The sequence below is a fragment of the Candidatus Stoquefichus massiliensis AP9 genome, from assembly GCF_000455285.1.
Classification (GTDB): Bacteria; Bacillota_I; Bacilli_A; order Erysipelotrichales; family Coprobacillaceae; genus Stoquefichus; species Stoquefichus massiliensis.
Genome location: NZ_HG005291.1, coordinates 227,901 through 250,681, shown reverse-complemented (window position 1 = coordinate 250,681; position 22,781 = coordinate 227,901). Strand labels below are relative to the sequence as shown.

Sequence of the window (22,781 nt, the reverse complement as noted above, 5' to 3'; positions counted from 1 at the left end):
GAAGAAAAGAATTCTTTAAGAATTCTCTTTAATCAAATTATCTTTTTCTATAAGCTTACAAATTTCTCTATCATAAGTCAATAAACCATTGACTTCCTCTTCAATATCACTTAACTGTGTGTAAATAGCTGCACATAAGCCTTGTTGGATTAGTGGGTTGATTGTTTTATCTAAAAGATGATAATAGGCTTTAGAAAAGTCATTAACATTTTTATAAATGCCATATCCATATACTTTTGTAACACTCATATGTTGTTGAATAGGACAAGCAAAGCCACCATATTCTGATAAAACAAAAGCTCTTGTGTCAGGGATCATTTTAGGTTCATCAAAATAATGATGTTCACTTCTGAAATCACCACATTGCTGATCAAACCAGCCGCTAGCAGAATCAATCATACGTGTGTCATCTAATTTATGTATATAGTTCGTTAGTTTTTTTGTTTGAAATTGTCCCCATCCTTCATTAAATAATACCCATGTACTAATACAAGGAAAGCAAGATAGATGTTCAACTGTTTCCTTACATTCCAATGTCCATTCCCATTGTCCATTGATACTTTCTCGTGAGAAAAGTTTTGAATGATTATCAGTTATATGTTTTTTTGTCCAACTTATCAATGAAGGCATATAAGTAATAAACCAAGTATGATATTGAGACCCACCATTCACCATATCTTGCCAAACAATCATACCAAGACGATCACAATGATAATACCAGCGAGAAGGTTCAATTTTAATATGTTTGCGAATCATATTAAATCCTAATGATTTCATACTCTTAATATCATAAATCAAAGCTTCATCACTTGGTGCGGTGTAGAGACCATCTGGCCAATATCCTTGATCAAGGACACCGTGCATAAAAATGGACTGATGATTTAAACAGATTCTTGGAATATTTCGATTATCATTTTCAATTGTATAAATACGCATAGCGAAATAACATTCTACTTCATCTTCATTTGATTGTATTTTTAATGTATAAAGATAAGGATTATCTGGAGTCCATGATTTTTTATTTTTAATTTTTATACAGTGGTAGCCATCTTGTTGTTGGATATCTGTTATAGGCTGCCCATCTATGATAAAAGAAAGAGTCGAGTCATAATTTTTATTCCAACATATAGAAACTTTAATTTGATCATTATCATAATCAGAAATAATTTTTACATCTTTTATATATGTTTCAGGAACCCATTCTAACCAAACTGTCTGCCATATACCACTTTGTGCTGTATAATACATACCACCTCTGTTGAGTCGCTGTTTTCCTTTGCTTCTATATGAAGTATCTGAAAAATCTTCTACACAAACTGTTAGTAAATTATGCTCATAACAAAGATAGTCTGTTATATCTATTGTAAAAGGTAGATATCCACCAACATGATATTCTATTAATTTGTGATTAAGATAAACACTTGCTATCTGATCAACAGCTCCAAAGTGTAAAAGACAGCGCTGGTGTGATTGAATGACTAAATCTAGTTCTCTTTCATACCAAAGATATTCAAGGGGCTGTAATTGTCTCAATACTCGTGATAATTGACATTCTGGTGAAAAGGGAACAAGGATTTGACCATCAAAAGATTCAGGAAAGTCATGATTTTTAGTGAATGCATACTGCCAATATCCATTGAGATTCATATAGTCTTTTCTTTTTAATTGTGGACGTGGATATTCTTCTAATACATGTTGTGGGTCAAGTTGTTTTCCCCATCTTGTTATCATAGGAATGAGTTTTTCTTTCTTTTGAAATAGTCGTACAGTTTTTATAGCATTTAATAGTTTCATGATTTTTTTCCTCCTAACTTCATTATATAATGGAACGGTAAGAATGTTAATGCTTTTAAACTTCTTAAAAATAATATTTAATAAATTAAATTTTCTATTTTAGAAAAGAAAAATTTCATAAAGATATAAAAACAAAAAACATTGATAAAATCAGTTAAAAAATTCACATGAACAGTAAAAATATGATGAAATATGTGAGAAATAAAGCAGAATAACGTGAAAATATCTTGCTATATAAACGCTTTCAATATATAATATAGGTAGTTCAAAAAACGATATATGGGAAGGAGAATTTTATGAACAAATTAGTAAAAGTATTAGCTGCATCTGCACTAGTAGCAACTGTACTCGTTGGATGTGGTAAAAAAGATGAAACTGGTGGTGGAGATACTGCTGCTAAATATGCAAAAGTTGGTTTAGGAGTTGTAAGTAGCTTTAGTGATGAAGGTCAAGTTAATTCTACTATGGCTGCTATTGGATTAGATAAAGATGGAAAAATCCAATACATTGATATTGATGTTGCACAATCTACTCCAGGTGGAGATGAAAAAACTCAATTAGATCAAACTAAAAAAGAACGTAAATCTGCTTATGGTATGAAAAATGCATCTAAAGCTAATGGAAAAATTGCTGAAGGTGCTGAATGGGATGAACAAGCTGCTGCATTTGAAAAATGGGCTAAAGGTAAAACTCCTGCTGAAGTAGCTGCTGTTGAAACAGAAGATTTCCATGGTGGAAAAGCTGCAAAAACTGGAACTGATTTAGCTGCTGGATGTACAATCACTATTGATGATTTCTTAGCTGCTGTAGATAAAGCTGCTAAAAATGCTGTAGAAGCAAATGCTGAAAAAATCGCTATCGGTGATGTAATGGAAAACGATGCTGAAAAGAAACAATTAAATACAACTATTGCTTTAGTTGCTACTGATGCTGATAACAAAATCGTTTATTCAAAAATTGATGTTGCACAAATTTACAAAGGTGTTACTGATACTAAATCTGAATTAAAAGAAAAATATGGTATGAAGAAAACTTCTGCTGATGCTGGAAAAATCAAAGATGGTGGAGAATGGTACGAACAAGCTGCTGCTTTTGAAGAAGCAATCAAAGGTAAACCTGTAGCTGATGTTGCTAATATTGAAACTGAAGATTACCATGGTGGTAAAGCTCCAAAAACTGGAACTGATTTAGCTTCTAAATGTACAATTACAATCGATGCTTTCTTAAAAGCTATTGCTGAAGCTGGAGAAAATTTAAAATAAAAATGTAAAAACTGCGAAAATATATCGCAGTTTTTTTTATTTATTGGTATAATGGTTAACGGTGATGAAATTGAAGAAAAGTATATGTTTAGTTTTAGTATTGATGATGTTAGTATTAAGTGGATGCCAAAAGAAATCTCAATATCAATATATGAGTAGAAGGTTTACAGGTCCGTTTGATACTGTGACAACTTATATGGCTTATGTGTTAAGCGAAGATAACTTCGAAAAACAATGTGAATTGATTGAGAAGGATTTGAATTATTATGATCATTTGTTTGATAAATATAAGTCTTATGATGATATTAATAATGTCAAAACAATTAATGAGAAAGCTGGAAAAGAAGCAGTTGTTGTTGATCAGCCACTTATAGATTTATTGGAAATATGTATTGAAAGAAATAAGACAATTTCTAATAAGGTAAATATTGCGTTTGGAAGTGTGATTGATGTTTGGCATGATTATCGAGAAAAGGCAGAGAGTCATGATGGGGTTGGAGAAGTACCAACTGCTGATGAATTAAAAAAGGCAAATAGTCATACAAGTATTGAAAGCATTAAAATTGATAAAGAAAAGAAAACGGTGTATATTGATGATGCAAATGTTTCTTTGGATGTTGGTGCAACTGCTAAGGGTTATGCTATTGAATTGATTAAACAGGATTTAATTGATATGGGTGTTGAAGATTTTCTTTTAAGTGGTGGTGGTAATGTTGCAAGCCATGGGGAAAGAAAAATTAAGAAAGAAGGAGATTTTTATCTTGATGAATGTCAGGAACAGTTTTGTGTAGGAATTGAATCTCCTAAGGATGGTAATTTTGCACATGATGAGAATGATGATAATGCTGAAAATGAAGCTGTTTTAGTTGTACAAGGTGAATCTATTGTGACAAGTGGTGATTATCAGAGATTTTATAAGGATATTAATGGTGTGAGATATCATCATTTAATTGATCCTGATACATTATATCCAGCTGTTCATTTTAGAAGTGTGAGTATTATTACTGAGGACAGTGATTTAGCTGATTTCTTAAGTTCTGCAGTGTTTTTAATGAGCTATGAAGATGGATTGAAATTAATTAATTCATTGGAAGGTGTTGAGGCAATTTGGTTATTGGATGATGGAAAGATTAGATTATCTAGTGGATTGAAAGATAATGAGAAACTTTATGTCATTGATAAAGAGAGATTAAAGTAGGAGGGAAAAGAGATGTATAGTTATAAAACAAAGGGAACATGTGCGTCACGTATTGATTTTGATGTGGTAGAAGGAAAAGTTACAGGTGTAAAATTTATTGGTGGATGTTCTGGAAATACGCAAGGGGTTGCAAAACTTGTGGAAGGCATGGATAAGGATGAAGTGATTTCTAGATTAGAAGGGATTCGCTGTGGAATGAAGTCAACATCTTGTCCTGATCAATTAGCAAAAGCTTTAAAGGAATGTGAGTAATGAGCTCACTTTTTCTTTTGTTTAAATATTGTCTATTTTTGTATTTTTAACATATCATAGAGTAGGTGATAATGATGATGATACAAAGAATAAAGAAGATGCAGTTATTGTGTGCACTATGTATGATATTACAATTGGTTTGTTATAGATGGATTATTCCATTTCATTTGATAGCTGTTTTAATAAGTCTTGTGATTATTTTAAATCAGAGATGTTTTAAAGTCATTCAATTACAGTATCATTTCTATTTGATTGGTTTATATTTATATAGGTTATGGGTGATGAGTATTGAAGCTGTTTATTTAATGCAGCTTATTTATGTTGTTTTATGTTTATATATAGCAATTATGTTAATTTTGTTTTCTTTTCATTGTATTTTATAAATAAAAAACTTATTTTTCTAATGATAGGGTATACTTTCATCAAGAATAATTTTTGTTTCGTTGTATCTTATAGAGATGTTTTTTGATATAATATAAAGAACAAAGGAGGTATCATATGTTTGGACATTTACAGGTTTATAGTGCTTATAGTTTTCAAAATAGTACCATATTGATAAGAGATTTGATTCTTGATGCGAAAGAAAAGCATATAGATGCCTTAGCATTGACAGATAAAAATAATATGTTTGGGACTTTAGAATTTAGTGAGGCCTGTTTAAAAAATGGGGTTAAACCTATTTTTGGGATGGAAGCTAGCATTATGATAGAGAGTGAAATTTATCCTTTTATTTTATTAGCTAAAGATGATATTGGATATTTCGATTTGGTTAAGATTTGTTGTGATATTAATATTCATGAGGATAAATGTATTCGTTTAGAAGATTTATCTTTATATAAGGATCATTTGTTTGTGATTTCTGGGTGCCCTGAAGGGATCGTTGAAAGATTGATTACGAAGGAAATGGAAGATGAGGCAGTTAGATACTTGAAACTGTTTAAAGAACTATTTCAAGAGAATTATTATGTGATGTTACAAAATCATCGTTTAAAGTTTCAGCAAACATTTAATGAACGGATGATTTCACTTGCAAAATATGCCAAAGTTAAATTAATTTGTTCTAATGAAGTCAGCTATTTAAAGAAGACTGATGCTTTGGCAGTAGATTTAATGCAGGCATCATTACATGGAATAACATTAGATGCAAAATATGAACCTTTGACACAAGAAAAGTATTTAAAGACCGAAGAAGAAATGAGAGAACTTTTTTCAAATGATATGATTGATGAAACAATTTATGTGTTATCATCGTGCCGTGCAACTATTCCAATGCATGATAAGCATCTACCTGCCTATCCTGTACCACATGGAGGAAGAGCCTCTGAATATTTAAGAGAATTATGCAAGATGGGAATAAAAAAAAGATTTATGAATCAGTCTATTCCATCTCCCTATATTGAGAGATTAAAATATGAATTAAGTGTTATTCATGATATGGGATTTGATGATTATTTTCTTATAGTTTGGGATTATGTTCGTTTTGCCAAGGTTAGTAAAATACAAGTAGGGGCAGGACGTGGAAGTGCTGCTGGAAGTTTGGTTGCTTATGTTTTGGGAATTACAAATGTTGATCCTCTAAAATATGATTTGCTTTTTGAACGATTCTTGAATCCAGAGCGTGTTTCTATGCCAGATATTGATGTTGATTTTCAAGATGATCGTCGTGATGAGGTCGTGAATTATGTTGTTGAAAAATATGGTCAGGAACATGTTGCTCAGATTGTTACCTTTAATACCTACGGACCACGTGTCGCCATTAAAGATATGGGTAAAGTGATGGGATTACCTCTTCCTAGATTGGAAATTATTGCGAAAATGATTCCTACTGGCCCAAAAAACAAAAAAACAATTACAACAATGTATCAGACATCTGCTCAGTTTCAGTCAATGATTAATCAAGAACCTATCTTAAAGAAAATTATTGCAGCAACGAGTGTGATTGAACATTTACCACGTAATATTTCTACTCATGCAGCAGGAGTTATTTTATCAAAACAGCCATTGAGGGAAGTTATTCCATTAGTTATTGGTCCAACGTCTACATTGATGTCACAATATTCTAAAGATTATATTGAAGATGTTGGTTTATTAAAAATGGATTTTTTAGGACTTAAAAACTTGACAATGATTGATAATATTTGTAAAGATATTAAACGTGATACTGGTGAAACAATGATGCTGAATGATTTACCTATTGATGATCAAAAGACTTATCAATTAATTTCTAGAGCTGATACATTTGGTGTTTTTCAATTAGAATCTCAAGGTATGCGTAATTTGTTAAGAAAGATGAAACCATATTGTTTTGATGATATTGTTGCTGCTATTGCATTGTTTAGACCTGGACCAATGGAAAATATACCACTGTATCTTCAAAGACGCAGTCAGAAAGTTCAAGTTACATATCCATTAAAAGAGTTAGAATCTATATTAGATTCAACTTATGGTATTATGATTTATCAGGAACAGATTATGCAGGTTGCTCAAAAGATTGCTGGTTTTTCTTTGGGAAAAGCAGATATTTTGAGAAAAGCAGTATCTAAGAAGGAAACAAAGCTTATGCAGTCTATGAAAGAAGAGTTTATTGCTGGGTGCCTTGAAAATGGATATAAAATGGATAAGGCTGTAGAAATTTTTGATTTGATTGAAAAGTTTGCGAATTATGGATTTGGTAAAGCACATAGTGTAGCATATGGTTATGTTGCTTATCAGTTAGCTTATCTGAAAGCCAATTATCCACTTTATTTCTTTGCTTCCATATTATCTAATGAACTTTCAAGTGATACAACAAAATTACATTGTATCCAAGAATGTAAAGCATATCATGTGGAAATACTTCCACCTTCTGTTAATGATTCTTATGCCCGTTTTATGGTTGAAAATGGACATATTCGTTATTCTTTACTGGCAATTAAGAATGTTGGTTATGCAGGCTATAAAGCTATTGTAGATGAGAGGAAGAATGGACGTTTTACTGATATCTTTGATTTTGTGATTCGAATGGATGAATCAAAAGTTTCTAAGAAGATGTTGGAATCATTGATTGATGCAGGGGCTCTTGATGAATTTGGGATGGCTCGCCAAATGATTCATAAGAATTTAGATAGTATTAGAGATTATGGAAGTTTAAAAAATAGTCTAGGAATTGATGAAAAACCTGTATTAACAGTTTATAAAGATCATCAAGAAGAGAAACTAACAAGAGAGAAGGCTGTACTTGGTATTTATTTATCAATGCATCCTATTGAATTAATGAAAGTAAAACTACAAATTCAATATGTTAATGTTGCATCTTTATATGAGTATGTTAATCAACATGTCAATATTGTTGTTCAATTACAAAGAGTGAAAAATATTACTGATCGTAAAGGTGATGAAATGTGTTTTATAGAAGGATTTGATGAAACAGGAAGTATTGATGGAGTGGTTTTTGCATCAAGATATAAAAGTATTGGAATGATGTTAAAGAAAGGAAATATTTGTCTTATAAATGGTAAAGTTGATATGAAGGATAAGTTATCTTTTATTGTTGATAAGGCAAGGATTATAGAATAAATATGGAAGAATTAATTTTAATTGATGGAAATTCGTTATTGTTTAAAGCTTATTATGCAACTGCAGCTATTGGTAATTTAATGGTGAATAAAGATGGTATTCCTACAAATGCTGTATTTGGTTTTGCGAATATGTTACAGAAGATATTAGAAAGAGATGCAGCTTATATTGTTGTGGCTTTTGACTATGGAAAAAAGACATTTAGAAATGATTTATTAGAAGAATATAAAGCAACGAGAAAAGAAACACCTGATGAATTAAAATGTCAGTTTGCAATGATAAGAGATTTCTTAAATGCTTACCAAATTCCTTATTTTGAAATAGAGGGTTATGAAGGTGATGATCTTATAGGAACACTTTCCGCTTTGGCTGAAAAAGAAGGATTATCAGTATCTATCTTTACAGGAGATAAAGATGCTTTTCAATTGGTTTCTAATCAAACAACTGTTTATCGTACAGTCAAAGGAGTGACGCAATTAGATGTTTATACTCCTACAACATTGGATGAAAAATATGGATTAACTCCTGATCAGATTAGAGATTTCTTAGGATTGATGGGAGATAGTGCTGATAATATTCCAGGAATTAAAGGTGTTGGAGAAAAGACAGCCCTGAAATTATTGCATCAATATGGAACAATTGAAAATTTAAAAGAACATGTTGATGAAATCAAAGGAAAAATGGGTGAAAAGATTAGAGAAAATATTGATTTAGGAATTCAATCTAAAAAAATAGCAACCATATTAAGAGATATTCCAATGGATCTTAATTTGAATGATGCTCGTTATACTGGATATGACTTTGAAAAATTAAAAGCGTTTTATCAAAAGTACGATATGAACTCATTATTAAAGAGAATTTCAGTAGAATCAAGAAGACCACATACAACTGATTTACAATATGAAGTTGTTGAAAAAATGCCAATTATTACTCAAGATAGTAGTGTAATGGGAGCTATTTATGATCAAAATTATCATAAGTCAATTGTTTTAGGTTATGCATTATATAATCAAGATCAAGCTTATTTCATTACTTTTGAAAATGCTTTAAAAGATGAAGAATTCTTAAATTATTTAAAAAATGATCAATATCATAAATCGAGTTATAATATAAAGGCACAAATTCTTTCAGCAAAATGGAATGGTATTGAAATAAGAGGAATGGATTTTGATTTACAGTTAGCATCTTATATTTTAAATCCAAGTTTGAAAGATGAAATGAAATATATTTGTGATTATTATGGATATACATCATTGCAATATGAAGAAGAAGTATTTGGAAAGAATACAAAAAAGCATATTCCAGAAATGGATGTTCTTGCTAAACATACTGTTGCTAAGGCAAAAGCAATCTATGATTTAAAAGCAGAAGCAATAGAAAAATTAAAAGCAGAAGAACAATATGATCTTTATCAAACTTTAGAGATTCCAGTCACATACATTTTAGCAGAAATGGAGTATGAGGGAGCAAAAATAGATGTTCAGGTCTTAAAAGATATGGAAAAATCTTTCGACCATCAAATTAAAGAAATAGAAGAAGATATTTATATGTTAGCAGGTGAAACATTTAATATTTCTTCACCAAAACAATTAGGGGAAATCTTATTTACAAAGTTAAACTTGCCTAATGGCAAAAAAACAAAAAGTGGTTATTCAACATCACAAGATATTCTAGAAAAAATTGAAGATTTACATCCAATAGTACCTTTAATACAAAAATATCGTATGATCACAAAACTATCATCAACATATATTAAAGGATTGCAGGAACAAGTCTTTCCTGATGGAAAAATACATACAATTTACAATCAGGCATTAACACAAACAGGGCGCTTATCTTCAATAGATCCTAATTTACAAAATATTCCAGTTCGTCAGGAAGAAGGAAAACTCATTCGTAAGGCTTTTGTTGCAAGCCATGATTATCTTGTTACATTTGATTATTCTCAAATTGAACTGCGTATTCTTGCTCATTTAGCACAAGTGAAGTCTTTAATAGAAGCTTTTCGTTTAGATAAAGATATTCATACACATACAGCAGCACTGGTTTTTAAAGTGAAAGATGAAGATGTCACTGCAAATATGCGTCGACAGGCTAAAGCAGTGAACTTTGGAATTATTTATGGAATGGGTGAATTTAGATTATCAAAACAGATTGGTGTTTCTTTACAGGAAGCAAGAGAATTTATTAGAAGATATTTTGAAGAGTATCCTGAAATTAAGGTATATATGGATAAAATTGTTGAAGATTGTAAACAAAACGGTTATGTTTCAACTGTATTGAATAGAAAACGATATATTCCAACAATTAATGATAAGAATTTTATGGTACGTGAGCAGGCAAGAAGATTTGCTATGAATTCACCAATTCAGGGAAGTGGTGCAGATATTTTAAAACTAGCAATGGTCAAGGTACAGCAGTTAATGAAAGAAAAACATTTAAAATCTAAGATGATTTTACAAGTTCATGATGAATTAATTTTTGATGTATATAAAGAAGAATTGGATGAAATGATGACAATTATTAAGTCGGCAATGGAAGATGCTTTCCAAATGGATGTTCCTTTAAAAGTAGAAGGTGCATATGCCACAAATTGGTATGATTTAAAGTAGGTGAGAAGATGCCAGAATTACCAGAAGTAGAAACAGTGAGACAAACATTAAGACAGTTTATCTTAAAGCAGGAAATTTTAGATATTGATGTTTATTATGATAAGATTATCAATGGTGATACAAAGGAATTTAAAAGACGATTGGCTCATCAGCATATTCAAGAAATTGAACGTGTAGGAAAATATTTGATTTTTATATTAGATCATGATGCTTTTGTATCTCATTTGAGAATGGAGGGAAAGTATCATATTATTGATAGTGATACTCCCATAGATAAACATACACATGTTGTTTTTCATTTATCAAATCATCAGGATTTGAGATATATGGATACACGAAAATTTGGAAGAATGGAACTTGTTGATGTTCATCATTATCTTGAACAAGTTCCTTTAAAGAAATTAGGCAAAGAACCTTTTGATATTGAAGTTAAGGAATTGTATCAATTGCTACATAAGAGTTCTTTACCTATCAAAACAGCCTTGTTAGATCAAAGTATTATGGCAGGAATAGGGAATATTTATGCAAATGAAATTTGTTTTGAAATGAAAATAGATCCACGTACAAAAGCTTCGCGTTTATCCAAAGCACGTGTTCAAGAATTAAAAGATATTTCAGTGGATGTTTTAACAAGAGCAATCAAACAAGGTGGAACAACAATACATTCTTTTGATGCAAATGGAATACATGGACTTTTTCAGGTGGAACTTAATGCACATGGAAAAAAAGTGTGTTCAAGTTGTGGAGGACCAATTAAAAAAATAATGTTAAATCAAAGAGGAACTTATTATTGTCCACTTTGTCAAAAAAGGAGGTATTAGGATGATTCATTGGGGAATTATTGGATTAGGGAATATTGCTATGCGTTTTATGAATAGTTTATCTCATCATGAGGAAGGTATCACTTATGCAGTTGCATCATTAACAGCATTGAAAAGAGATCGTTTTCAAGAACAATATCCTGCTATAAAAGTTTATCAGAACTATGATGAATTATTAGATGATCCAAAAGTGGATGCTGTGTATATTGCTTTGCGTCATAATGATCATTATCAATGGGCGTTAAAGGCATTACATAGAGGAAAAGCTGTTTTATGTGAAAAACCAGCAACTCTATCATATATGCAGACAAAAGAATTATGTGAAACAGCAAAAAAAGAAAATGTACTTTTTATGGAAGCTATGAAAACACGGTTTGTACCTATGATGGAAAAATTAAAACAAGTTGATATTGGGACTATTCAGAGGGTTGAAACATCATTTTGTTATGAAAGTGCATATCGTGAAGGGTATTATCTTTATGATCAATATCAGGGTGGTATTCTTTATGATGTTGGAACCTATAATATTGCTGCAATACTTTTTTGGATCAATTCACCATTAAAAAGTCTTCAATCACATTGTGAAAAAAAATATGGTGTAGATGCTTATGATGAAGTAGAAATTTGTTTTGAAAATGGCTCAACAGCATTTTTACAAATGGCATTAGATAGAAATCTTCCTAAGAAAATGCGAGTGATTGGAAGCTTAGGATATTTAGAGGCTGAACCATTCTACCGTCCTGAAACAGTAAAAGTTACATTGAATTCAAAGGAATCATATACATTATATGCACCTTATATTGTTGATGATTTTTATACAGAAATTGAAGAAGCTCATCATTGTATTCACCAAGGATTAGTTGAGAGTCCAAAAATGACACATCAAGATAGTTTGAAATGTATGAGGATGATGGAAAAAATAAAGGAGTCTTTTGATGACTAGAGTCATTGGAATAACAGGATCTATAGCAGTTGGAAAAAGTACAGTCACGCAATACTTATTAACACATGGGTATTGTGTTGAAGATGCTGATAAAATTTCACATCAGGCTTTGAATAAAGGAACAAGTTGTTATGAGAAGGTCATTGAAAAGTTTGATTGTTTAAATGAAGATGGAACGATTAATAGACAGAAATTAGGACAAATTGTATTTCATAATAAAGATAAAAAACAAGATTTAGAAAATATTATCCATCCCTATGTCATTGAAACAATGCAAAAAAGAATTGATCAATATCAGGGAAAACTTATCTTTTTAGATATTCCTTTGTTATTTGAATCACATTTAGAGTTTATGTGTGATAAAATTATTGTTGTCTATGTTGATGAACAAACACAAATACAACGTTTAATGAAACGCAATCATATAACTCAAGATGAAGCAGTACATTTAATGAAACAACAAATTTCTATTGAAAAGAAAAAAATATTGGGAGATTATATTATTGATAATCGATTGAATTATGAAGATTTGTATAAAAATATAGAGAAAGTATTAGAGGTATTAAAAGATGAAACTATATATGAGTGATTTATATAGAGTAGAACTTCATTATCCAATTGATGAGATTCAAAATGATATTTTATATTATCTTTACCAGCCATTACTAGGAACTTATGCAATTGGGCTTTATATGACGCTTGTTGCAGAAGGAAAGAGAATGCAACGCATTGTCACACCTGCGTCATTATCAAGACTTATTTCATTTATGTCAATGAGTCTCATAGATATTGAAAAAAACCTTCGTTCTTTAGAGGCAATTGGATTACTAAAAACATACGTCAAACGTGATGAACATTGTACTCAGTATATCTATCAACTTCAATCTCCATTATCATTAAAAGCATTCTTTAAAAACCAGATACTCACATCACTCTTATCTGATTCATTATCAGAAGATGATTTTCAAAAAACAATCCAATATTTTAAAATTACATTAGAAGATCTCCATGAATATGAAGAAGTCACAGCAAAGTTCCAAGATGTTTTTACAATTTCTCATTTACAAAAAAAGGGCCGTATTTTGAAATATAATGAAGATTTCAAAGAAAAAAAGACACAGGATATAGAAACAACATATGACTTAGAACTTCTTTATAAAAGTTTAACAGATTATCAGATTAATCGCTCTAAACTTTCTACAGAAGATATTCGCTATATAACACAATTAGCAACTGTTTATTCTGTTGATGCATTAACACTTGCAGGTTTGGTTAAAGATTCAATGCAATCAACAGGGTTCAATAGAGATATTTTGAAAACAAACATAAAAAAATATTTTGAAATTGATAATATGAATCAGTTAAAAGAAGTTTATCATAAACAGCCATTACAATATCATACTGATGGAGATCATTCACCACTTGTACTCCATATGAAATATTTAGATAGCCTTACACCCTATGAATTACTTAAAGATAAACAAGGTGGCAAAGAACCTGTTTTTCATGATCTAATGATTGTTGAGATGTTGATGGTTCAGTTAGGATTACAGCCATCGGTTGTGAATGTCCTTATAGAATATGTGTTAGGTAAGAATCAAAATCGTTTATCTAAACGTTATTGTGAAGCAATTGGTGCTTCATGGGCACGTAAGAATATCCATACTGCAATGGATGCTTATCGTGAACTTATGGATAAAGAAGATTTAGAACCTGAGGAAAATCAGATTGTTCAACAGCAACCTATAGTAGTACAGGCAGAACAGACGGATGAACTTATGGATTTATTAAGTCAATTAAAGGAGGGACAATTATGAAAAATGTAAAAGATATGATGGGACAACTTGATGTACAAAATATGAAACAAGAAAGTGTATATGCATTATCTAAAGAAAAACATATACAGAATTTTTTGAAGCTCCATCATCTTGATACATCTATTATGGATGATTATTGGGTAGAATTTTTAGACTATAATGATGATTATCATACTTGTCTTAATTGTCACTCTTTAGAAAGCTGCCCAAAGGATAATCAGGGAATGAAAAAAAATCTAGTTTACCGTGAGGGTGAAGTGATTTTGGAATTAGAAAGCTGTGAATATGGAAAGGCATTGGAGGATAAGAGACTGCTGTTGGAAAAATTTGTTGTGACAAATATGAATGATCAATTGTTATTGACGGATTTAACAACATTAAATGTTATTAATGATGCAAAGAATTTATCACTAAATGCACAAAATGCTTTAGCCCATATATTGAAATATATTCAAGAACCTAGTGATCAAGGATTATTTTTACATGGAGATATGGGAAGTGGAAAGACAACATTACTAGCAGGACTTATGAATTCTTTAGCAAGAAAAGGTAAGAAAGTAGGATTTATTCATTTTCCAACTTATTTGATTGATTTAAAAGCAAGTTTTTCAACAGGTGATGATGAATATGCAATGGATAGATTGATGAAAGTTGATTACTTGCTATTAGATGGTATTGGTGAAGAAAATGTAACAGCGTGGTCGCGAGATGAGATTTTATTAACAATTTTATCGTATCGATTACTAAATCATTTACCTACATTCTTTACAAGTATGTATGGTTATAAAGATTTAAAAAAGGTCTATACTATAAAAAAAGGTGATGAAATTCGAGCAAATACAATTATTTCAAAATTGAAAGCGCTAAGCATTGAAATAATGCTTGACGGAGGCAATTTGAAGTAATAGAATGATAACAAAAGTGTAGAATATATCAAGGTTTTATGATAAAATCAAATTATTATGAAGTGAGAGGAGAATAATTATGGTAAAATGTATTGGAGTGTTAACTTCAGGTGGGGATGCTCCTGGAATGAATGCAGCTATTCGTGCTGTGACAAGAACTTGCTTAAATAAGGGAATTAAAGTTTATGGTGTTAAATTAGGGTATAAAGGATTACATGATGGAGAATTTATGGAATTTGACAGTCATAGTACACGTAATATTATTAATATTGGTGGTACATTCTTAAAGTCAGCACGTTTTCCAGAATTTAAAGATCCAGAAGTGAGAAAAGAAGCCATTGAACAAATGAAAAAAGTAGGAATGGAAGCTTTGGTTGTTATTGGTGGAGATGGAAGTTATAATGGTGCACTAAAATTGACAGAAATGGGTATTAACTGTATTGGGATTCCTGGTACAATTGATAATGATATACCAGATACTGATTTTACAATTGGTTTTGATACAGCATTAAATACAATTGTAGATGCATTAGATAAATTAAGAGATACTTCAAGTTCTCATCAAAGATGTACAATTCTTGAAGTTATGGGTAGAAGATGTGGTGATCTAGCAGTTCATGCTGGTCTTGCTTGTGGTGCAGAAATGATTGTAACAAGTGAGAGTGGATTTAATCAGGAGGAAATTATTGAAACTTTGAAACGTTCAAAAGCTTCTGATAAAAAACATGCATTAGTTGTTATTACAGAACATATTACTGACGTTCATGAATTAGCAAAACGTGTTGAAGAAGCAACTGGATTTGAAACACGTGCAAATGTTTTAGGACATATGCAAAGAGGTGGAAGTCCAACTGCAAGAGATCGTGTTTTAGCTACACGTATGGGTATTAAAGCTGTAGAACTTCTTGAAGAAGGAAAAGGTGGATTATGTGTGAGTGATGTAAAAGGTGAAATCGTAGGATTACCTATTGAAGAAGTCTTAGGTCATAAGCGTGAAGTTAATCAAGGTATTTACGAAGATGTATTAAAGCTTCGTTAATATAAATATGAGGGTATAGGAGATAAAGTAAAGTATGAAAGAAAAAATGAAAAAGACGAAGATTGTTTGTACAATCGGACCTGCATCTGAAAGTCCAAAGATGTTAAAAAAATTAGTTTTAGCTGGTATGAACGTAATGCGTTGTAATTTTTCTCATGGCGATTATGCAGAACATGGAGCAAAAATGCAAACAATGCGTGATGTGAATGCTGAACTTGGAACTCATTGTGCAATTCTTTTAGATACTAAAGGACCTGAAATTCGTACTGGTGATTTTGAAGGTGGCGTAACAGAATTTAAAAAAGGGCAAGTATCTACTATTTGTGTAGAAGACATCGTTGGAACAGCTGATCGTTTTACTATTACTTATAAAGATTTATATAAAGATGTTAAGCCTGGTGGATTTATTTTGGTCAATGATGGTCAAGTTGAATTATTAGTCGATCATGTTGAAGGAACTGATATTGTTTGTGTTTGTGCAAATGATGGTAAAGTGAAAAATAAACGTGGAATTAATGTTCCAGGTATTGAATTAGGTTTTGAATTTGTTTCTGAAAAAGATAGAGCTGATATCGAGTTTGGATGTCAACAAAATGTAGATTTCATTGCTGCATCTTTCGTTCGTCGTCCTCAAGATGTTTTAGATATTAAGAAAATCTTAGTTGAAAACGGAAAACCTGAAATTCAAATTATCGCTAAAATTGAAAATAGCGAAGGTGTTGAAAAGATGGATGATATCATTAAAGTAGCGGATGGAATCATGGTTGCTCGTGGGGATTTAGGTGTTGAAGTTCCTGCTGAGGACGTACCATTAATTCAAAAACAATTAATAACAAAATGTAAAGAATCAGGAAAAGTTGTTATTACTGCAACTCAAATGCTTGAATCTATGCAAGAAAATCCTAGACCAACTCGTGCTGAAGTGAGCGATGTTGCAAATGCTATCTATGATGGTACTGATGCAATTATGTTATCTGGTGAATCTGCACAAGGTAAATATCCAGAAGAAGCAGTTATGGTTATGAATAAAATTGCTTTAAAGACTGAATCAACTTTAGACTATGCTTCATTACATAGAAAAGCTGTCAGAACAGCAACTGATGATGCTTCTGAAGCAATCTGTATGTCTGTTGCTGAAATTGCAACAAAATTCAATGTAGCAGCTATTGTCGCTTTCACTGAATCTGGATTTACTGCAAAGAAAATGTCTAGATATAGACCAGAATGTCCAATTATTGCTGCAACTCCAATGGATGATACATTAAGAAAATTAGCACTTAACTGGGGTGTTAAAGCTGTTTCATGTAAACAAATGGATACAACTGAAGGTTTATTAAATTTAGCAGAAGTTATCGCTAAAGAAAATGATGTTGAAGCTGGTCAAACAATTTTAGTGACTGGTGGAACACCTGGTATTAAAGGGACAACAAGTTATTTACAATTAATCACTGTAAAATAGTTTAAAGGTAGGAGAAATCCTACTTTTTTTGTTATATACATATATACATATGTATATATAATAAAATCATACTTTGTGAAATTAAAAACATAAAATATTATGATTTTTTCATAACTTTTCCACATTTTTGTGGTATTCTATTCGTAGAGGTGAAATTATGTTTAATCACGTATCTTATAAAATTAAAATTTCAGCATATGTGTTTTTTGGCTTAAGTGTTATAAGAACATGTTTTAGAGATATACAACTCTTTATGCAATTAGGAAGTCCTAATGATTTATTGATTGATATAATATTAGGGATGGTAAATAAGATTGTCATGTATTTTATTGTTTCTTTATTCATTTATGTAATAGGAAGGGTTGTTGAACGTTTTGAAAACTTTAACAATCAAGATATTATTTCAAGATGAGAAAATTTCAATTCATGAGATTGTTTTATGATATTGTTTTACTTAAGGAGGAGATATATGTTAAATAAATTATCTAAAATATTAAAAGTTTGTGCATATATTTTCTTAATAGGGAATATTGGTAGAGAAGCATATCAAATTGCAGTGAATACATCCTATTTAAATACAGGTGAATTGATGGGTGTTGAATCAATGATGATGATGCTTTGGTCTTGTTTCATGTCTTTTTTGTTTGCACTTATAATCTATGGTTTTGCAGAAATTATAGAATACTATGAAAATGCACGAGTAAAGAAAGCAGATGACTTGACAAAATCAGATAATGATGTAAAATAATGCTACAAGCAATGATTTAGGATATGTTTTTGTAAGAATGTTGTATAGAGAGAAAACGGTTGGTGAAAGTTTTTCAGCGTTTACAAGAATACTCCCTAATAGCTACACTCGAAAGAGAATGTCGTGTTGTCGCGTTAAGACTTAGAGGTTATCTAACGATAATAAATAAAGGTGGTACCACGAGATTTCGTCCTTTGGATGAAATCTTTTTTTGGTAAAGGAGGGTTTTAGAATGAAAGAACCAAGATGGGTTTTTCCTGATTATTGTCATAGGCAGGCATTAGAAGAGTTTGTAAATGAATATCATATTTATGATCAGAATCCTATACCTGGTATTGGATTTTATGAGCAATGTGAAGGTTGTTTTGATGAATGGATAAAAAAAGAGAAGAAGATGCATCTAGGAATAGATATAGAACCCCCTTTTGTACCTTCAACTACTTATCTTTATATGTTGGATAATGAAGTCATAGGATGTGTAAATATTCGTCATTGTTTATCAAAAAAATTAATGAAAAGAGGAGGCAATATTGGTTATAGTGTAGCACCAAAATTTAGAAAACAGGGCTATGCAACAAAAATGTTAGAAGAGACATTAGCGTTTTGTAAGCAGTGGGATATTTGGCCAGTTCTTGTCACCTGTGATGAGACGAACATTGCTTCGATGAAAGTTATAGAAAAATGTGGTGGTGTTTTTGATAATCAATTTAGAAATACATTAAGATATTGGATAGGAGAAGAAAAATGAGAGATTTTAAAAAAGAAGAAGTATTAAATACATTAAACCATTCTTGTGCACATGTCATGGCACAAGCTGTTAAGCATCTGTATCCAGATGCAAAGTTTTGGGTAGGACCAGTTGTCAGTGAAGGATTCTATTATGATATTGATTTAGGTGATCAAGTGATTACTGATGAGGATTTACCAAAGATTGAAAAAGAAATGAAGAAAATCTGTAAAGATGGTAAGCGTATTGTAAGAGATGAAATTTCTAAAGAAGAAGCTTTAGAAATGTTTAAAGATGATCCTTATAAGATTGATTTAATTAGTGGATTAGAAGATGGAAATATCACTTGTTATAGACAAGGAGATTTTACTGATTTATGTAGAGGTCCTCATGTTGAGACTGTGAAATTATGTAAAAACTTTAAATTATTAAAACATTCTGGTGCTTACTGGAAAGGTGATAAAGATAATAAAGTTTTACAAAGAATTTATGGTGTTTGTTTCCCAACTCCTGAAGAGTTGGAGGAACATTTGAATTTCCTAGAAGAAGCTAAGAAAAGAGACCATAAGAAATTAGGAAGAGAATTAGACTTATTTATGATGAGTGAATATGCTCCTGGTATGCCTTTCTTCTTACCACATGGAATGTTATTAAGAAATACACTTGAACAATTCTGGTATGAAGAACATGCCAAAGAAGGATATGAATTTATCAAGACACCAATCATGATGTCTAAAGAATTATGGGAAGTCTCAGGACACTGGTATAATTATAAAGAAAATATGTATACAAGTTATGTTGATGATCGCGAATTTGCGATTAAGCCAATGAACTGTCCAGGAAGTATGCTCGTTTATAAAAATGGTTTACATTCTTATAAAGATTTACCACTACGTATGGGAGAACTTGGACAAGTGCATAGACATGAAGCGAGTGGTGCTTTAAATGGATTATTTAGAGTGCGTACTTTTACTCAGGATGATGCACACATTTTCATGACACCAGATCAGATTGAAAGTGAAGTTGTAAGATTAATTGCTTTTATTGATCGTGTTTATACAAATTTAGGATTACCTTATGAAATTGAATTATCAACAAGACCAGAAGAAAAATATATCGGTGAAATTGAAATTTGGGATAAAAGTGAAGCGTCTTTGGCAGCAGCATGTCAAGCCGCTGGTAAAGATTATAAGATTAATCCTGGTGACGGAGCGTTCTATGGTCCTAAATTAGACTTCCATGTGAAAGATTCTTTAGGAAGAGTTTGGCAATGTGGAACAATCCAATTAGATATGAATTTACCTGAAAGATTTGATTTAACTTATGTTGATCATAATGGTGATAAAGTCAGACCAGTGATGTTACACAGAGTTATATTTGGATCTATTGAAAGATTTATTGGTATTTTAATTGAACATTTTGCAGGAGCTTTTCCATTATGGTTAGCACCTACTCAAGTGAAAGTGATTCCAGTTAAAAATGAGTATCATTTAGATTATTCAAAAGAAGTTTATCAATTATTAGAGGCAAAAGGTATTCGTGTTGAATTAGATGATCGTGAAGAAAAACTTGGTTATCGTATTCGTGAAGCACAAATGAAAAAAATTCCTTATCAGTTAGTATTAGGAGATAAGGAAAGAGATGAAAGAACTGTGACTTATCGTCAATATGGAGAACAAAAACAAACAACTGTTTCTTTAGATGAATTTATTCAAATGGTTCTTCAGCAAATTAAAGAGAAAACAAGATAAAAGGTCCGTTTGGACCTTTTGTCTCTGTTAAAAAAATCTTGACTATAGGCTTACCCCATAGTGTAACATAGATATCAGTTGAAAAGAAAGGAGACCTATATGAAACTTATATTACATTATTTAAAAAGATATAAGAAATTACTTGTATTGAATATGATATCAGTCTTTGGTTTTGCTTTGGTTGAATTAGGTCTGCCAACAATTATTGCCAATATGATTGATTATGGAGTTGCAACTCAAAATCAAAGTTATTTATATTCAATGTGGTTTTTAGCCATTATTATTTCATTATTAGGGGTTGGAGGTACAATATTGTTAGGGTATTGCTGTGCAAAAATATCAACCTCAATAACAAGAGATATTCGTAATGATATCTTTACCAAAGTACAAACATTTTCACCACATGAATTTAATCATTTTGGAATTTCATCATTAATTACCCGTACAAATAATGATGCTTTCCAAATTCAAATGTTCATTAATGTTATTTTAAGAACAGCATTATTAACACCTGTCATGGTAGTTGTCAGTTTTGTGATGACACTTACGACTTCATTAGACTTATCACTCATTATTGCAGCAACATTACCTGTTGTTGTGATTGGTGTGATTATTGTAGCGAAAGTGTCTGAACCTATGTCACAGAAACAGCAATCTTCTTTAGATAGACTTAACCGTATTACACGTGAAAATTTATCTGGTTTAAAGGTTATTCGTGCTTTTGGCAATGATGATTATGAACAGGAGCGTTTTAATGAAACAAATAATGCTTTTACAAAGTATACAAAAAACATCTTTAAATTAATGACATTAACACAACCTGTTTTTTATTTATTGATGAATATTGCAACATTACTTATTTTTTATGTTGCAAGTCAGATGATCGATGCTCAAACATTACAAGTTGGAAAACTTGTTGCTTTTCAGGATTATTTATTTCATGCAATGTTTTCTATGATGTTATTCTGTAGTGTCTTTGTCATGTATCCACGTGCTTCTGTATCTGCGAAGCGTATTCAGGAAGTTTTAAAGACAACTGCTCATATTCATGATGAACAAAATGAATTTAAACCAGTTGATATGCAAAAACATTCACTCTATTTTGATCACGTGACTTTTGTTTATCCAGGAAGTGAAGAGGCAGTCTTAAAAGATATTTCTTTTGAAGCTCATGAAGGAGAAACGGTTGCTTTTATTGGAAGTACTGGCTCTGGTAAGAGTACATTGATTAATTTGATTCCTCGTTTTTATGATGTAAGTTGTGGAGAAATCGTATTAGATGGTGTGAATGTGAAGGAATATCCAATGGAAACATTAAGGAATAAAATAGGGTTTATCCCTCAAAAAGCGATGTTATTTACAGGAACTATTGCAGATAATTTAAAATATGGGAAAGAAGATGCAACCAAAGAAGAATTAATACATGCTGCAAAAGTTTCTCAAAGTTATGATTTTATTATGGAAAAAGAAAATAACTTTGATGAAATGATTACTGAAAGTGCAACAAATGTATCCGGTGGTCAGCGTCAGCGTTTAAGTATCGCGAGAGCTTTAATTAAAAAACCAGAAATCTATATTTTTGATGATTCATTTTCAGCATTGGATTTCAAAACAGATGCTGTGTTGAGAAAAGCCTTAAAAGAAGAAACAAAACAATCTATTGTTCTGATTGTGGCTCAGCGTATATCAACGATCATGGATGCGGATCGTATTATTGTCTTGGATGAAGGAAGAGTCATTGGACAGGGAACACATCGTGAATTGTTACAAAGTTGTCCAATCTATCATGAAATTGCTTCATCTCAATTGAGTGAGGAGGAGTTAGCTTATGAATAAAAAATGGCAGACATTTAAAAAGTCAGTTCAACAGCTTGTTCCTTTTATTGCACCATACAAAT

At 31.1% G+C, this 22,781-nt stretch carries 19 protein-coding genes and 1 other annotated feature; of the genes, 18 read left to right on the top strand and 1 reads right to left on the bottom strand.

Annotation, left to right across the window (positions count from 1 at the left end; all coding sequences use genetic code 11):
- Nucleotides 1–15: 15 nt before the first annotated feature.
- Nucleotides 16–1,794, bottom strand: a complete 1,779-nt coding sequence (locus tag BN350_RS13850) for a glycoside hydrolase family 2 protein (RefSeq protein ID WP_028044136.1) — start codon at nt 1,792–1,794, stop codon at nt 16–18.
- A 296-nt stretch (nt 1,795–2,090) separates the two neighbouring features.
- Here BN350_RS13850 and BN350_RS13845 point away from each other — a divergent pair, with 296 nt between their 5' ends.
- The 18 genes from BN350_RS13845 to BN350_RS13760 all read left to right on the top strand — a co-directional run bounded on the left by BN350_RS13845 (nt 2,091) and on the right by BN350_RS13760 (nt 22,719).
- The gene (locus tag BN350_RS13845; RefSeq protein WP_028044135.1) at nt 2,091–3,056 is read left to right on the top strand and encodes a hypothetical protein; all 966 of its coding nucleotides are present in this window, start codon (nt 2,091–2,093) and stop codon (nt 3,054–3,056) included.
- Nucleotides 3,057–3,120: 64 nt separating this feature from the next.
- Complete coding sequence (locus BN350_RS13840) at nt 3,121–4,254, top strand: FAD:protein FMN transferase (protein ID WP_028044134.1); 1,134 nt, start codon at nt 3,121–3,123, stop codon at nt 4,252–4,254.
- Nucleotides 4,255–4,266: 12 nt separating this feature from the next.
- Nucleotides 4,267–4,506, top strand: coding sequence for a TIGR03905 family TSCPD domain-containing protein (locus tag BN350_RS13835; RefSeq protein ID WP_028044133.1), 240 nt, complete (start codon nt 4,267–4,269; stop codon nt 4,504–4,506).
- 77 nt (nt 4,507–4,583) lie between these two features.
- On the top strand, nt 4,584–4,889 hold the full coding sequence (locus tag BN350_RS13830) for a hypothetical protein (protein ID WP_231385292.1): 306 nt from the start codon (nt 4,584–4,586) through the stop codon (nt 4,887–4,889).
- Between the two features lie 115 nt (nt 4,890–5,004).
- A complete protein-coding gene (dnaE, locus tag BN350_RS13825) occupies nt 5,005–8,061 on the top strand; it encodes a DNA polymerase III subunit alpha (protein WP_028044131.1) in 3,057 nt (1,018 codons plus the stop codon).
- 2 nt (nt 8,062–8,063) lie between these two features.
- Nucleotides 8,064–10,673 (top strand): DNA polymerase I, encoded by a 2,610-nt coding sequence (polA, locus tag BN350_RS13820; RefSeq protein ID WP_028044130.1) that lies wholly within the window; start codon nt 8,064–8,066, stop codon nt 10,671–10,673.
- A gap of 8 nt (nt 10,674–10,681) precedes the next feature.
- On the top strand, nt 10,682–11,494 hold the full coding sequence (gene mutM, locus BN350_RS13815) for a bifunctional DNA-formamidopyrimidine glycosylase/DNA-(apurinic or apyrimidinic site) lyase (protein WP_028044129.1): 813 nt from the start codon (nt 10,682–10,684) through the stop codon (nt 11,492–11,494).
- A 1-nt stretch (nt 11,495) separates the two neighbouring features.
- The gene (locus BN350_RS13810) at nt 11,496–12,437 is read left to right on the top strand and encodes a Gfo/Idh/MocA family protein (RefSeq protein ID WP_028044128.1); all 942 of its coding nucleotides are present in this window, start codon (nt 11,496–11,498) and stop codon (nt 12,435–12,437) included.
- Nucleotides 12,430–13,026, top strand: coding sequence for a dephospho-CoA kinase (gene coaE / locus BN350_RS13805; protein WP_028044127.1), 597 nt, complete (start codon nt 12,430–12,432; stop codon nt 13,024–13,026). The genes BN350_RS13810 and coaE overlap by 8 nt, the downstream gene beginning before the upstream one ends.
- On the top strand, nt 13,007–14,254 hold the full coding sequence (locus BN350_RS13800; protein WP_028044126.1) for a DnaD domain protein: 1,248 nt from the start codon (nt 13,007–13,009) through the stop codon (nt 14,252–14,254). The genes coaE and BN350_RS13800 overlap by 20 nt, the downstream gene beginning before the upstream one ends.
- Nucleotides 14,251–15,159 carry an ATP-binding protein gene (locus tag BN350_RS13795; RefSeq protein ID WP_028044125.1) on the top strand — a complete coding sequence of 303 codons (909 nt, stop codon included), beginning with the start codon at nt 14,251–14,253 and terminating at the stop codon, nt 15,157–15,159. Before BN350_RS13800 ends, BN350_RS13795 begins: the two co-directional genes overlap by 4 nt.
- Before the next feature lie 79 nt (nt 15,160–15,238).
- On the top strand, nt 15,239–16,198 hold the full coding sequence (pfkA, locus tag BN350_RS13790; RefSeq protein WP_028044124.1) for a 6-phosphofructokinase: 960 nt from the start codon (nt 15,239–15,241) through the stop codon (nt 16,196–16,198).
- A 34-nt stretch (nt 16,199–16,232) separates the two neighbouring features.
- On the top strand, nt 16,233–17,657 hold the full coding sequence (gene pyk / locus BN350_RS13785) for a pyruvate kinase (RefSeq protein WP_028044123.1): 1,425 nt from the start codon (nt 16,233–16,235) through the stop codon (nt 17,655–17,657).
- Between the two features lie 157 nt (nt 17,658–17,814).
- The gene (locus tag BN350_RS13780) at nt 17,815–18,069 is read left to right on the top strand and encodes a hypothetical protein (protein WP_028044122.1); all 255 of its coding nucleotides are present in this window, start codon (nt 17,815–17,817) and stop codon (nt 18,067–18,069) included.
- A gap of 57 nt (nt 18,070–18,126) precedes the next feature.
- Complete coding sequence (locus tag BN350_RS13775; RefSeq protein ID WP_028044121.1) at nt 18,127–18,405, top strand: hypothetical protein; 279 nt, start codon at nt 18,127–18,129, stop codon at nt 18,403–18,405.
- A 2-nt stretch (nt 18,406–18,407) separates the two neighbouring features.
- Nucleotides 18,408–18,603: a binding site (T-box leader), on the top strand.
- Between the two features lie 34 nt (nt 18,604–18,637).
- A complete protein-coding gene (locus tag BN350_RS19325; RefSeq protein WP_049945577.1) occupies nt 18,638–19,153 on the top strand; it encodes a GNAT family N-acetyltransferase in 516 nt (171 codons plus the stop codon).
- Nucleotides 19,150–20,883 (top strand): threonine--tRNA ligase, encoded by a 1,734-nt coding sequence (thrS, locus tag BN350_RS13765; protein ID WP_028044120.1) that lies wholly within the window; start codon nt 19,150–19,152, stop codon nt 20,881–20,883. The genes BN350_RS19325 and thrS overlap by 4 nt, the downstream gene beginning before the upstream one ends.
- 99 nt (nt 20,884–20,982) lie before the next feature.
- Nucleotides 20,983–22,719 carry an ABC transporter ATP-binding protein gene (locus tag BN350_RS13760; protein WP_028044119.1) on the top strand — a complete coding sequence of 579 codons (1,737 nt, stop codon included), beginning with the start codon at nt 20,983–20,985 and terminating at the stop codon, nt 22,717–22,719.
- The last annotated feature ends 62 nt before the right edge of the window (nt 22,720–22,781 follow it).